Annotated in this window: 14 protein-coding genes, 2 tRNA genes and 1 pseudogene; 6 read left to right on the forward strand and 11 right to left on the reverse strand. The window is 49.6% G+C overall.

Annotation, left to right across the window (positions count from 1 at the left end; genetic code table 11):
- The 3 genes from KQJ18_RS15600 to KQJ18_RS15610 form a co-directional block, all read right to left on the reverse strand.
- Positions 1–511, reverse strand: a 511-nt coding sequence (locus tag KQJ18_RS15600) for a FimD/PapC N-terminal domain-containing protein (RefSeq protein ID WP_216422266.1), incomplete at its 3' end; no start/stop codon positions are given.
- A 41-nt stretch (positions 512–552) separates the two neighbouring features.
- Complete coding sequence (locus KQJ18_RS15605) at positions 553–1,101, reverse strand: fimbrial protein (RefSeq protein WP_038637503.1); 549 nt, start codon at positions 1,099–1,101, stop codon at positions 553–555.
- Between the two features lie 69 nt (positions 1,102–1,170).
- A complete protein-coding gene (locus KQJ18_RS15610) occupies positions 1,171–1,719 on the reverse strand; it encodes a fimbrial protein (protein WP_216422267.1) in 549 nt (182 codons plus the stop codon).
- A 749-nt stretch (positions 1,720–2,468) separates the two neighbouring features.
- Between KQJ18_RS15610 and KQJ18_RS15615 the strand changes: the two genes are divergently transcribed.
- On the forward strand, positions 2,469–3,152 hold the full coding sequence (locus tag KQJ18_RS15615) for a winged helix-turn-helix domain-containing protein (protein WP_226809209.1): 684 nt from the start codon (positions 2,469–2,471) through the stop codon (positions 3,150–3,152).
- Between the two features lies 1 nt (position 3,153).
- Complete coding sequence (locus KQJ18_RS15620; RefSeq protein ID WP_038637494.1) at positions 3,154–3,672, forward strand: hypothetical protein; 519 nt, start codon at positions 3,154–3,156, stop codon at positions 3,670–3,672.
- 156 nt (positions 3,673–3,828) lie between these two features.
- Here KQJ18_RS15620 and KQJ18_RS15625 read toward each other — a convergent pair.
- A tRNA-Asp gene (locus KQJ18_RS15625) sits at positions 3,829–3,905 on the reverse strand.
- Between the two features lie 133 nt (positions 3,906–4,038).
- The gene (dnaQ, locus tag KQJ18_RS15630) at positions 4,039–4,767 is read right to left on the reverse strand and encodes a DNA polymerase III subunit epsilon (protein ID WP_069324010.1); all 729 of its coding nucleotides are present in this window, start codon (positions 4,765–4,767) and stop codon (positions 4,039–4,041) included.
- Here dnaQ and rnhA point away from each other — a divergent pair.
- Positions 4,721–5,299, forward strand: a pseudogene (rnhA, locus tag KQJ18_RS15635) (ribonuclease HI). The gene dnaQ and the pseudogene rnhA overlap by 47 nt on opposite strands.
- Here rnhA and KQJ18_RS15640 read toward each other — a convergent pair.
- A complete protein-coding gene (locus KQJ18_RS15640; protein ID WP_137346738.1) occupies positions 5,296–6,018 on the reverse strand; it encodes a class I SAM-dependent methyltransferase in 723 nt (240 codons plus the stop codon). The pseudogene rnhA and the gene KQJ18_RS15640 overlap by 4 nt on opposite strands.
- 33 nt (positions 6,019–6,051) lie before the next feature.
- Between KQJ18_RS15640 and gloB the strand changes: the two genes are divergently transcribed.
- Both gloB and mltD read left to right on the forward strand, forming a co-directional pair.
- Entirely contained in the window at positions 6,052–6,807 is a 756-nt protein-coding gene (gene gloB, locus KQJ18_RS15645) for a hydroxyacylglutathione hydrolase (RefSeq protein WP_069323837.1), read from the forward strand.
- Between the two features lie 71 nt (positions 6,808–6,878).
- Positions 6,879–8,237 carry a murein transglycosylase D gene (gene mltD / locus KQJ18_RS15650; protein ID WP_042310500.1) on the forward strand — a complete coding sequence of 453 codons (1,359 nt, stop codon included), beginning with the start codon at positions 6,879–6,881 and terminating at the stop codon, positions 8,235–8,237.
- A gap of 49 nt (positions 8,238–8,286) precedes the next feature.
- On the opposite strand, the gene KQJ18_RS15655 is transcribed toward mltD, so the two are convergent.
- The 3 genes from KQJ18_RS15655 to KQJ18_RS15665 form a co-directional block, all read right to left on the reverse strand.
- Entirely contained in the window at positions 8,287–9,057 is a 771-nt protein-coding gene (locus tag KQJ18_RS15655) for a class I SAM-dependent methyltransferase (protein WP_199965944.1), read from the reverse strand.
- A gap of 78 nt (positions 9,058–9,135) precedes the next feature.
- Positions 9,136–9,936, reverse strand: a complete 801-nt coding sequence (locus tag KQJ18_RS15660) for an endonuclease/exonuclease/phosphatase family protein (RefSeq protein WP_038637479.1) — start codon at positions 9,934–9,936, stop codon at positions 9,136–9,138.
- A gap of 131 nt (positions 9,937–10,067) precedes the next feature.
- Positions 10,068–11,243 (reverse strand): MFS transporter, encoded by a 1,176-nt coding sequence (locus KQJ18_RS15665; RefSeq protein ID WP_216422268.1) that lies wholly within the window; start codon positions 11,241–11,243, stop codon positions 10,068–10,070.
- Positions 11,244–11,347: 104 nt separating this feature from the next.
- On the opposite strand from KQJ18_RS15665, the gene yafC reads away from it, so the two are divergent.
- The gene (yafC, locus tag KQJ18_RS15670; protein WP_137346736.1) at positions 11,348–12,262 is read left to right on the forward strand and encodes a DNA-binding transcriptional regulator YafC; all 915 of its coding nucleotides are present in this window, start codon (positions 11,348–11,350) and stop codon (positions 12,260–12,262) included.
- A 21-nt stretch (positions 12,263–12,283) separates the two neighbouring features.
- Here yafC and dkgB read toward each other — a convergent pair whose 3' ends face one another.
- Positions 12,284–13,087, reverse strand: a complete 804-nt coding sequence (gene dkgB / locus KQJ18_RS15675; protein WP_137346737.1) for a 2,5-didehydrogluconate reductase DkgB — start codon at positions 13,085–13,087, stop codon at positions 12,284–12,286.
- A 164-nt stretch (positions 13,088–13,251) separates the two neighbouring features.
- A tRNA-Asp gene (locus KQJ18_RS15680) sits at positions 13,252–13,328 on the reverse strand.
- Positions 13,329–13,452: the final 124 nt, after the last annotated feature.

Genomic DNA, 13,452 nt, shown 5'->3' on the forward strand with positions numbered 1-13,452 from the left:
TGCTGTAGTCAAAAATCAGCCCGGCGACGCCATTATCCCAGCGCTCCGGCGGCGTCCAGTCGGGATCGGTATATTTCATCCATGCCTGCGGCACGGTAATGTCCAGTACGCCTGCGCTATTATTCAACGCTACGCCCGGCAGACGGGAAATGTCATAGCAGGTCGCGCTAATCGGATGAATATAGGTCAGCGCCTCTTCTTTGAGCGCCAGTAATTCGAGTTGTTGCTGCGTCAGACACGCCATGGATTTATGCGGGTTGGCAGGATCGACAATATAGCGGATCGACTGCTGAGGAATTTCCTGGCTGTTAATTCGAACATCCAGCAGATATTCTCCGGGAGTCACAAAGTTGCCTTCGGAAAAACGCTGCAAATCGACATTCTGCCGGTCACTGGCGTCCAGTACGTCAGTATTAAATTCAATGGCCTCATCCGCTTCAGCCCATGCAGAGGCACAAACCAGAGTAATAAATAGCGCCAGGCGTTTTTTATCTGTTTTCAGCGTGATCATTTTCGTTCGCAAACCTTCAGATACCCGAATTGCAGTGCAGCTCAGAGATAATTCACAACAAAATGCGTGACCGCAGTAAATTCGCCGGATGTCATTCTTCCGTCACGGGAGATCAAATAAGCCGTAAAGTTGAGTGTGTTCTTCCCTGGGTTAAGCACATAATCTGGTGATGGTTCGCCCAGACGAATTTGCTGTCCTTTGCTGTCGTATATTTCTATTGCTAAATTTTCAGTTTCCGACTGCACGCTCAGATAATCAGGATTGTCCCTGTCAGGCGCACCAGAAAAGGTAATATTGGCGCGTTGAAACACATTCCCGGAATGTTGAGAATCCCCTAATGAACATCCCAGCAAATGAATACTGAAATCATGCGCGGACACTTTTTCTGGTCTTCCGGAAATATCTCTGGCAGAGAGATCATCGAATTCAACCAGTAGCGACCGGTCGCGCGGGTCAACATAACAGGCAGCCTCAATAATATTTCCTCGCATGCGCATTTTGCCGGGCGTACTGTTTAGACGATTGGCGCCAGCCATAACCCATGCAGGCGAGATAAAGACAAAAAGCAGTAAAATTCGCCATCCAGGCATAACCGTATTTCCTTTCAGTTATTCGCAGGAAGGGTTAAGCAGGCGCATTAATGCGCCCGCTGCGGGTAATTACTGATAGTCGATCTGGAAATTAACGGTAGATTCGAAATCACCCGGCGTTACCGCTGCAGAAGCGTTGTTTGCCTGCAGATAAGCAACGAAATCAATGTCGGTTTCGCCGTCAGTGATGTTGACCTGAGAGGCAGCTTTACCCCATTCCACGTCTTGGTTGCCGCTGTCAACCATACCAATACCCGCGCCCTTTGCAGTACCAGAGGTGAATGCGGCCAGGGCGTTGTTGTCGGTATCAATCGTTGCCGGGGTATAGGTCACAGTAGCCGTTTTCGCAACGGTGGTGTCGCAGCCCTGAAGAACGATTTTGGCATGCTTAACGCCAGCGCGTTGGTTGTCTTTTAACTGAGAGGTTGGGATCTCACCAAAATTAACCTGCACCGGGCTGGATTCAGGTGCCAGACCGCATGCGGAATTAACCAGAGAACCGGTGAAGTGAATTTTACCGTTAGTCGGCTCGACATTTTTTGCAGCGAAAGCAGAAGAGGCAGTCAAAGTCATTCCCGCCATCAGCGCGCAGGCCACAGCCACGTTTTTCATTTTCATATTACTACTTAACCTTATATCCGTTTTTAGTTATTCCGACGATCTATTTCCGCAGACACTTAACGTCAGGGAAATGCTGATCTGCAGGTGGCGGTAGCGCATATCCCTGCAAACAATCCATCTCAACCCGCCCCTTATTTTGAACATCATTGGCATTCCATACGAAATACCGTCCACAGCTGTTCAGGCTGTTTCGGGGCTTATATTAAGTCGGCAGAAAAATGACACAATGCAAAAATACGGTATTAATCAAACTCAGGGAATCGTGTTGTATCACCGCCTGCATAACGATCGTTTACCTAAAAAACAGCCAAAATTCAGACGTATACCAGTGTTAATATCTATTATTTTGCGTTTTTATAGAGTTTTTATCTATCAACTATTTTTTTATTTAGTCCGGATACCAGGCAAAATGTATTTATGAAAGTTTTGTAAAAATGAAAGTGGATATCAAAAGCGAGTAATGACAATAAGATAGTGACAGAGAGAAAGGAGAATGAGACATCTTATAAGAAATATTAAAATATTGTTATATAAATATTAATGAAGCGATCTATGGCGCAACCATTTTTTATAAATGAATTATGTTATGCTATTGCTTCCCCCACTCGAATGCGAGATATCCTGCTTTAAAGGAGACATCAGTGATTTCTCATATACCAATAAACAAAATTAAATCCGTAATTATTGGTGATGGCTTAGTTTTCAGACCAAATAAAAATACCCTAAAAGACCTGACATCGGGTGAAATGGCGACATTGAATAATGTGGCAACGCAATTACTGCTCTATTTGTTGCAAAATGGTAAAGAGATTTCCTCGCGCGATGAAATTCTGCTGAATGTTTTCCAGCATAATGGCGCCCGGGCGACGGATGCCAATCTCAACCAGCACATTTCATTTCTGCGCAAAGCAATAACGTCAACGGGTCACCCTGCCGAACTCATCGTCACCATTCCGCGAATGGGATTTCGGATGGGCGACGTCAATATCAATATTCAGCAACTGGAAGAGGCGCAAACTCCAGCGCGAATTGCCCATGTTGCAAAGAAGCTCAACAAAAAGAACCGAAACCGATGGCCAGTCGCGATAACAACGTTAATCACCGGTATCGCAGTGCTGGCGACAGCGTGGTTAACATGGATCCCCAATGAAATCGCCATGACGGACGCAGCTATTCTGCGGACAATCGACTACGAGCAATGCCGGGTACATATATTAGGGAACGCTCTTACCGATACCATAACTGAAAAGAAAGCGCTGGATATATTCAAGTCAGTGGGGATTAACCCAAACTGTTCGCATCCAAAAGATCTCTATCTTAATACGTGGGCGAGCAACCATAACCTGGTTGAGTGGTCGTTTGCCGCTGAATGCGGACTAAACCTCGGCTATTACCATTGCGTCAGCCAATATCGTCATTATGAGGAATGATATGAAGCAGGAAAGCGATCACTCTCCTTTACTGTGGTCAGTGGTAATTGCCATTTTTGGGCTGGCGGCCATTGCTTTTTTCATTATCGTCGGGAATGCGAAGAAACAAGAAATCAGCTTTTCATGCTCATCGGAATTTACGTCGATACTCGACATCCAAAATAGCAAAAAGGAACTCAACGGAATTATGCTGATCACGAGCTACAATTCCGGACACCTTTCATTGTCAGTACAGGGGAAATTCAAAAGTGATGATGGTGAGTTCACTGTTAGCCGAAAACTGTTCTTTCGCTACGCCCGTCCGCTCGGCCATACCGCAGGCGTTTTCATGCTCACTCCCGATGGACGTGAAAAATCCCCCGATGATGACGCAACGGATGCTGTCGATTACCTCTTCTTCGACGCTTACGAACGTGCCGACAAGCTGTATATGCTGAAGCGCCTGAATGAGGAAACGGTTCTTATTGGCGATAACTTTTCACCCCGCTTCGCCTGCGTGATGAATCACTTCGCGGGTTAATCGCCTCTACGATATGCGTCGGGTTAAGGATGACCTGATGTGTTTCCCGCCCGGCAGCGCGGATGTATCGATACAGTGTAATGATGGGATTGTTATTTTGGGTGGAACTAAAACGACGAAAGCCTGAATCATTTCTGATTCAGGCTTTCTGAATAGTGGCGGAATGGACGGGACTCGAACCCGCGACCCCCTGCGTGACAGGCAGGTATTCTAACCAACTGAACTACCACTCCGCGTTGTGTTCCGCTCGGGAACGAAGCGAATATTACGGATTGCCTCGCGCCTCGTCAACGCTTTTTCTCACGTTTTTAATCGTTTGCTGCAAAAATCACCCGAATGGTCATTTCTGCACTGTAATTGGGTCATTTACGCCCGCCAGAGACAACTTCCACCCTTCTTCTGCACCAGGTCAAGGCGCGATTCATGGGCCGCTAACTCCTCATCAGTGGCGAAAACAACGCGTAGTTTACTGGACTGCCGAACAATGCGCTGGATCCCCGTGTCATTTTGCTGCTGGCTGTCACCTTCCATCGAGAATGCCATCGTGGTCTGCCCACCGGTCATCATCAGATAAACGTCGGCCAGAATCTGGGCATCGAGCAATGCGCCGTGCAGGGTTCGTTTACTGTTGTCTATTTCATAGCGCGAGCATAACGCATCGAGGCTGTTTCGCTTGCCAGGAAACATTTTCCTTGCCAGCGCCAGGCTATCGGTTATTTTGCAAAATTCGTTGGTTTTCGGAATATCACGATTGAGCTTAGCAAACTCGTAATCCATAAAGCCGATATCAAACGATGCGTTATGGATGACCAGCTCCGCGCCGCGAATGTAGTCGAGAAACTCGTCGGCCACCTCGGCAAACGTAGGCTTATCGAGCAGGAATTCGTCTGCGATGCCGTGTACGCCAAACGCTTCCGGATCCACCAGCCGATCCGGCTTCAGGTAAACGTGGAAGTTATTACCGGTCAGGCGGCGGTTCACCACTTCGACCGCACCGATCTCAATGATCTTGTGGCCTTCGTAGTGGGCGCCAATCTGGTTCATACCGGTGGTTTCGGTATCAAGGACTACCTGTCGTGTAATTCCAGTGCTCATAACGGTCATTTATGTCAGACTTATCGTTTGATTTCGATTTGCTAAAACAGGAAGTCTACCAGAGATGCTTAAACAGGTAGAAATTTTCACCGATGGTTCTTGCCTGGGAAATCCAGGGCCAGGTGGTTACGGGGCAATTTTACGCTATCGCGGGCGCGAAAAAACCTTTAGTGAAGGGTACAACCTCACAACCAATAATCGCATGGAGCTGATGGCGGCAATCGTTGCGCTGGAAGCCCTGAAAGAACAGTGTGAAGTGATACTCAGCACCGACAGCCAGTATGTGCGCCAGGGCATTACACAATGGATCCACAACTGGAAGAAGCGCGGCTGGAAAACGGCAGATAAAAAACCGGTAAAGAACGTCGATCTGTGGAAACGTCTGGATGCCGCGCTGGGTCCGCATCAAATCAAATGGGAATGGGTTAAAGGCCATGCGGGCCATCCGGAAAACGAACGCTGTGATGAGCTTGCGCGCGCCGCGGCAATGAGCCCCACTCAGGATGATATCGGGTATCAGGCCGAGTCTTAAGCGTCCGGCTTGCGGTATTGCCGGGTAGCGCCAACGGCCTGGCGGATAGGCGTTTTGCTTTTATTTTGTTTCATTGGGTTGAGCGTAAGTGGGATGGTTCGCTTACGCGCGACCACCAGTTGCAAACATCCCAGGGCAGGAATATGGGCGCTTAACATTTTCCCGCCTTTCTTGTTCCAGGGCAGAACATGAAAGCGGCTGTAGTGCAGCACTTCAAAATTTAGCAAAGAGAGCCAGTCCAGTTGACGCATGAGGGTAAACATCCGGCTGTTGTAAGGCGGGGTCTTGCGCAATACCGGCACCAGTTTACGCAGTCCCATCAGGCTTACCGGATTAAACCCGCTCAGAATCAACCAGCCGTCATCAATTAGCACACGATCGGCTTCGCGCAGTAACCGATGCGGATCGTCGCACCACGGTAACGTATGGGCCAACAAACAGACATCCACCGACTTGTCGGCAAAGGGCAGATGTAAAGGATCGGCCGTTACCTGCATGGGAGAACCCAGCAAAGAAACATTTACCTGATGAGAAACCGCGCACGATTCAGAATCGATTTCTGCGCTTAAATTACCAATTTTAAGCAGATGAAAACCGTACATTTTTGCGAACCACGGGTTAAGCTGATGCTCCAGCGCCTCACGATAGTATTCGCCCCAGGGTAAATCATCCCAGCTCACGGGCGCTACGACAGTTTGAGGGATCCTTGCCGGTTTCATCATAACCTTCCGTTTCGCATTGAGAGGTAAGATATGAATCTTAACAGTATTCCTGCATTTCAGGACAATTACATCTGGGTCCTGTCAAATAATGACCAACATTGTCTGATTGTTGACCCGGGAGAAGCCGCCCCAGTTCTGCAAGCCATTGCAGAACATAACTGGGTGCCAGAGGCCATTCTGCTGACCCACCATCATCAGGATCACGTTGGCGGCGTGAAAGAACTCCTGCAACACTTCCCACAAATAGTGGTATACGGACCGGCTGAAACGCAAGATAAGGGAACGACGCACATAGTCGAAGATGGCGATATTGCACTCGTATTGGGGCATGAATTTAAGGTAATTGCTACGCCGGGTCACACTTTAGGACATATCTGTTACTTTAGTCACCCTTACCTGTTTTGTGGCGACACGCTCTTTTCTGGTGGCTGCGGTCGGCTTTTCGAAGGTACTGCAACACAGATGTATCAATCACTTAAAAAGATCAGCGCACTTCCCGATGATACTTTGATTTGTTGCGCACATGAGTACACATTAGCAAATATGAAGTTTGCTTTAAGCATCCTCCCGCACGATTCGTTCATAAATGAATATTATCGTAAAGTTAATGAGTTACGCGTAAAAAAACAAATGACACTACCCGTAATTCTGAAAAATGAGCGGCGAAATAATATTTTTTTGCGAACTGAAGATATTGATTTAATTAATGAAATAAACAAAGAAACAATATTGCAACAACCTGAAGAGCGTTTTGCCTGGTTAAGGTCAAAGAAAGATACGTTCTGACAATTCCGGGTTGCCTTTTGAAAACTTCGCCGTTATGATCGGTCGTCTTTTAAGCAACTATTGACACACACATGAAGGCAAAAGCGATATTACTCGCCTCTGTCCTGCTTGTTGGGTGCCAGAATACTGGTAACGTCCAACAGCACGCACAGAGCCTTTCTGCAGCTGGTCAAGGGGAAGCAGGAAAGTTTACAAGTCAGGCGCGATGGATGGACGATGGAACATCTATCGCTGCTGATCAAGATTTGTGGGCTTTCATTGGTGACGAGCTAAAGATGGGAATTCCGGAAAACAGCCGGATTCGCGAACAGAAACAGAAGTATTTACGCAATAAGAGCTATCTCCACGATGTAACTTTACGGGCAGAGCCGTATATGTACTGGATAGCCGGGCAGGTTAAGAAACGTAACATGCCAATGGAACTGGTATTACTACCCATAGTGGAGAGCGCTTTTGATCCTCACGCAACGTCTGGCGCCAATGCCGCAGGTATTTGGCAGATCATTCCGAGCACGGGGCGCAATTATGGTTTAAAGCAGACCCGCAATTATGATGCACGTCGCGACATTGTGGCTTCCACCACTGCCGCGCTCGACATGATGCAGCGTCTGAACAAGATGTTTGATGGCGACTGGCTGCTGACCATTGCTGCTTATAATAGCGGTGAAGGTCGCGTGATGAAGGCGATCAAAACGAACAAAGCGCGTGGTAAATCCACCGACTTCTGGTCGTTACCGTTGCCTCAGGAAACGAAGCTGTATGTGCCCAAAATGCTGGCTTTGAGCGATATTCTCAAAAACAGCAAGCGCTATGGCGTGCGTCTGCCTACAACAGACGAAAGCCGCGCATTGGCACGTGTTCGCTTGAATAGCCCGGTTGAGATGGCTCAGGTTGCCGATATGGCGGGTATATCCGTCAGCAAGCTGAAGACCTTCAATGCAGGCGTGAAAGGCTCCACGTTGGGTGCCAGCGGTCCGCAATATGTGATGGTGCCAAAGAAGCATGCAGAAAAGCTGCGTGAGTCTCTGGCTTCAGGCGAAATTGCAGCCGTGCAGTCAACGCTGCTCGCGGATAACACGCCGCTGAACAGCCGTAGCTACAAAGTTCGCTCTGGCGATACGCTTTCTGGCGTTGCTTCACGTCTTGGCGTGAGCACAAAAGACCTGAAACAGTGGAACAATCTGCGTGGTTCTTCCCTGAAAGTAGGCCAAAGCCTGACGGTAGGCGCTGGAACCAGCGCGCAGCGCCTGGCTAATAACAGCGATAGCATCACCTATCGTGTGCGTAAGGGCGACTCGCTGTCGAGCATTGCCAAACGTCACGGGGTTAACATCAAAGATGTGATGCGCTGGAATAGCGACACGGATAACCTGCAGCCTGGCGATCAGCTAACGTTGTTTGTGAAAAACAACGGTATGCCGGACTCCTGATAACCTTATAGAAATGAAGGCACTGATTTCCCCCCAGTGCCTTTTTTATTTATCCTGCTTTATGCGCCTCTACCATTATCGTGTCGCTGGTAAACGACCCCTCTTCCTGTAATGCAAAGTAGGTCTTCACGTCAGCAGATGCACTCTGTTGGTATAAACGAATCGCTTCGGTCAACGCCGCAGGCGTACGCATCCGCGCAACCCACGAACTGAACTCCAGCGGCAAGCGGTCAGTTAACAAGGTGTCAGCAATAAGATTCGCGTCATTGATTAAAGACAGCCACTCCCCGCTGGAATAATTGCGTACGTGCGAGGTATCACGCAACGCTTCCACTGTTTGTAACCAGATATCACGTACAGGGTGACCCGGCGACATCACATCCATCACGATCAGTACGCCGCCAGGCTTCAGGACGCGGTTCACCTCCCGCAGCGCGCGCCCGACATCATGCCAGTGATGCGCGGAATAGCGGCTAATCACCACCTCAAACGCGTTATCTTCAAATGGCAGGCTTTCGGCATAACCCTGACGCGTGGAGAGGTTTTCCAGCCCCCTGTCTTTTGCCGCCTCCGCCACCACTTCAAGCATTTGTGAAGATAAATCATAAGCTACGACCTGCCTGACGTGTTGCGCAGCCACAAAACTGGCATGCCCTGCTCCGCATCCCATATCCAGTAACCGGGCTTGCGGAAATGCTGACAATCTTGCGGACAGGCGTTGCAAATCGCGGCCAGAGGCATGTACCGCACTGGTCAAATAGGCATTAGCCTGAGAGCCAAACTGTTTTTCGACGTTGTCATGATGGGAGCGTGTTGTCATTGTGTTGTCCTTCGGTTGTTGTTTAATAAGAAGGGCAGCACCACTACAGGTCTGCCCTACGGCAGACCTGACACACCGTTATTGTTCAGGTTTGCCGGGACTGAATTCAACGAGTAGCGGATTGTGATCGGATGCGCGGGTGACCAGCACAGAGGCTTCACTCACGTTCAAACCACGATAGAACACAAAATCGAGAGGGCGACCAAACGCGCGTCGGCGTTGATCGTCGGTAAAGCGCACCTGGCGCAGCGACATTTCGCGCGCAAAGCGGTACAGCGCATTCATCCGTCGACGGCTCCAGGCATTAAAATCACCCGCCATGATCACCGGACCGCTGTGATGGGCAATCTGATCGCCAATAGGAAGTAACTGCTTACTATAAACATCAACGCCGAGGCTGAAATTTACCGCGTGGATATTCACCACCATCAATAAACGCGTATCAGGCAATGGGTAAACCGTCACCAATGCCGATTTCGCCAGCCGTAAAATAGGCTCACGCTCGCGCAATGGACAGCAGTAAACAGGATGGGCGGCAGAGAGCGTCATGACGCCAGAGGGGTGCTGAGGCAGCACAAAGGCGGGTACCTGGTCGGCAGCGAGATAGTTAGCGGTCGCAAACTGCACCAGTTCAGGCGTGGTTTGCGCTTCCTGCAATAACACCAGATGCGCATCTTTGCCAAAATTTTTCAGCACCGACTGCCATTCTGCACGCTGCTGCTTAAAAATATTCCATACCAGCACGCGAATGCGATCTTCACTGCTTAACGGAGCACCTGCGGGTAATGCCTGGCCAATATGCGCAAACGACCCTGGCGGTAAAATTCGCTCAACGGGCTGTCCGGCAACATAACGCATGGCATAGGTGTTTTTTCGCACTTTAGACTTTCAAACCTCTGTAACGTCAACCAGTCCGCAGCCGGACTGGTTCTTCTGTTATAGGGATTTTAGCACTCACTTTCAACGAACAATTGCAGTTTGTTTTGTAAGTGGGCGCTTACATCATTGATTTACCCCAGAGCAATGCGTACAGGTTTATCAAGGCGACCGCTGACGCCCATCAGTAAGAAAGCCACCAGAACAATGAGGGCACCAATCCACGGCGTCTGCGCCAAAGCGTAATGCTCCACCGTTTGCCCGCCAATCACTGAACCCAATGCAATACCAATGTTAAACGCTGCAATGTTGAGTCCTGATGCCACATCTACCGCATTAGGCGTGAATTGTTCGGCTTTCTGAACAACGTAGACCTGCAAACCCGGTACGTTGCCAAAGGCAAAGATCCCCATCACCAGAATAGTGGCCAGTGCGGCGTACTGAGTGGATGCGGTCACCTGGAAGACCATCAGCAGAATAAACAGTGCGGCGAAAATAAATTTCAGCGCAGGAACGGCACCATGCTTATCTGCCAGTTTGCCGCCCCAGATATTGCCGATAGCCACAGATACGCCATAACCCAGCAAGATCCAGCTTACTGCTGCCGGGGAGAATCCAGCCAGATCCTGCATCATCGGCGCCAGGAAGGTGAATGCCGTGAATACACCGCCATAGCCCAGCGCCGTAACGGCGTAAATCAGCAACAGACGAGGATGGGTCAGCACTTTCACCTGGTCACGAATGCTGGCGGCCGCCCGACCGGGAATGTTGGCCGGGATCAGCAGTTGGCTACTAATCAGCGCGATCACGCCTAACATTGATACCGCAAGAAAAGTCTCGCGCCAGCCAAAATGCTGACCGATGAATGTCCCCAGCGGCACGCCCGTAACCAGCGCCACCGTTAAGCCGCCAAACATAATGGCGATCGCGGAAGCCGCTTTCTCTTTCGGCACCAGACTTGTCGCGATGGTAGAGCCAATTGAGAAGAACACACCGTGCGCCAACCCCGTCAGCAGACGGGCGACGATTAATGTCATATAGCCCGGTGCCTGCCATGCCAGCAAATTCCCGGCCGTAAACAAGACCATCAGCGCGACCAGTAACTGTTTACGCGGTAAGCGTCCGGTCAGAGCAGTCAGCACCGGCGCGCCAATAGCTACGCCCAGCGCATAGATTGAAACCAACATTCCGGCGGAAGGTAACGAGATCGCCAGTTGTTGAGCAATGGTCGGCACCAGGCCGACAATCACAAACTCAGTCGTGCCAATAGCGAAGGCACTTATTGTCAGTACAAATAAAGCGAGAGGCATAAATAACTCCATAACATCAGTAATCAGATGACACGCAGTATGCCTGGATGTTTTAATGACAAAAATATTCAAAATATCAATTTAATTTTGCTTCAGGTGCAAAAATGAAAGCAACCTCCGAAGAACTTGCAATTTTTGTCGCTGTCGTGGAAAGCGGCAGCTTCAGCCGGGCGGCAGAGCAGCTTGGACAGGCCAATTCCGCTGTCAGCCGGGCAGTTAAAAAGCTGGAGATGAAGCTCGGCGTCAGTCTGCTTAATCGTACGACCCGACAACTGAGCCTGACTGAAGAAGGAGAGCGATACTTCAGGCGTGTGCAGCAGATACTGCAAGAAATGGCTGCAGCAGAAACGGAAATCATGGAGTCACGTAATACCCCACGCGGCTTACTGCGTATCGATGCGGCAACGCCGGTAATGCTGCATTTCCTGATGCCGCTGATTAAACCGTTCCGTGAGCGGTATCCCGAGATGACGTTGTCTCTTGTCTCCTCAGAAACGTTCATCAATCTTATTGAACGAAAAGTGGATGTTGCGATACGCGCAGGCACGTTGACTGATTCAAGTCTGCGCGCACGTCCGTTATTTACCAGCTACCGCAAGATTATCGCTTCACCTGACTATATTGCCCGTTTTGGCAAGCCAGAGAGTGTTGAAGAGTTAAAACGGCACCTGTGTCTGGGGTTTTCTGAACCCATCTCGCTCAATACCTGGCCAATAGCCTGTAGCGATGGGCAGCTCCATGAGATCGAATGTGGGATTTCTTCCAACAGCGGAGAAACGTTAAAACAGCTTTGCCTGAACGGTAACGGCATTGCATGTCTTTCAGATTATATGATTGGCAAAGAGATCGAGCAGGGAGAACTGGTGGAACTGCTGGCCGATAAGCGACTGCCGGTAGAAATGCCTTTCAGCGCCGTTTACTACAGCGATCGTGCCGTCAGTACACGTATCCGGGCATTTATCGACTTCTTAAGTGAACATATAAAAACAGCTCCCGAAGGAGCTGTGAAAGAGGGTTAAAGGGTACAAAGGGTCAGGCAATTAATCCCACTCAGGGGCCAGACCTTCCGGGCTAACCAGGCGATCGTTGCAATCCAGTGCCGCGATCGCTGCTTTATCTTCGGCATCCAGATGCAGTTCCAGTGCCAGTAGGTTACTTGCCAGGTTTTCACGCTTGGTGGAAGAAGGGATTACTGAGTAACCTTCTCCCATTGCCCATGCCAGGATAACCTGTGCCGAAGTCGCATTATGTTTTGCGGCGATGCGCGCAATCACCTCATCTTTCAGCGCTTTACCATAAGCCAGCGTCATGTAAGAGGTGATGTGGATACCGTGCGCTTTCGCCCAGTCAACCACCCGACGGCTCTGCAGATACGGAGACAGTTCAATCTGGTTAGTGGCGATGTTCTCCACGCCCACTGTAGCAATGGCTTTTTCCATCAGCGGAATGGTGAAGTTTGAAATGCCAATTTCGCGAGTCAGCCCTTGTTCTTTAGCTTCAAGCAATGCCTGCATACATTCTTCGACAGATACGGCGTCACCCGGAGATGGCCAGTGGATTAGCGTCAGATCGACATAATCCGTACGAAGTTTTTTCAGGCTCTCTTTCAGGCTTGGGATCAGCTTGTCTTTGCTAAGGTTTTCAATCCAGATCTTGGTGGTGATGTACAGCTCGCTACGTGGTACGCCGCTCTCAGCAATCGCCTGGCCAACAGCCGCTTCATTATCATAGATTTGCGCAGTGTCGACAGCACGGTAGCCCAGCTCTAGCGCCGTTTTAACAGAAGCGATAACCACGTCGTCTTTCAGGCGAAAAGTACCTAAACCGAATGCAGGGATAGTCATGAAATTCCTCTTTTTAATCACAATGTTCGTTTACGGAGAGGATTATGAACTTCAGCGCTTTATAGAAAAAGAATGAAAAATGCAGAGGATTTTTGCGAATTTAGCAATAATTAAATCGCAGGCAAAGAAAAAGCCCTGAGCGTTAGCTCAGGGCTCTTAATAAGTGGCGGAACGGACGGGACTCGAACCCGCGACCCCCTGCGTGACAGGCAGGTATTCTAACCAACTGAACTACCGCTCCACCGAATTTCTTTGTCACCACCCGGATTTTCATCCCGGCTTACTGCAATTTGATGCCTGGCAGTTCCCTACTCTCGCATGGGGAGACCCCACACTACCATCGGCGCTACGGCGTTTCACTTCTG

Origin of the sequence: Citrobacter sp. S55_ASV_140 (assembly GCF_018919505.1) — a bacterium.
Taxonomy (GTDB): Bacteria; Pseudomonadota; Gammaproteobacteria; order Enterobacterales; family Enterobacteriaceae; genus Citrobacter; species Citrobacter werkmanii.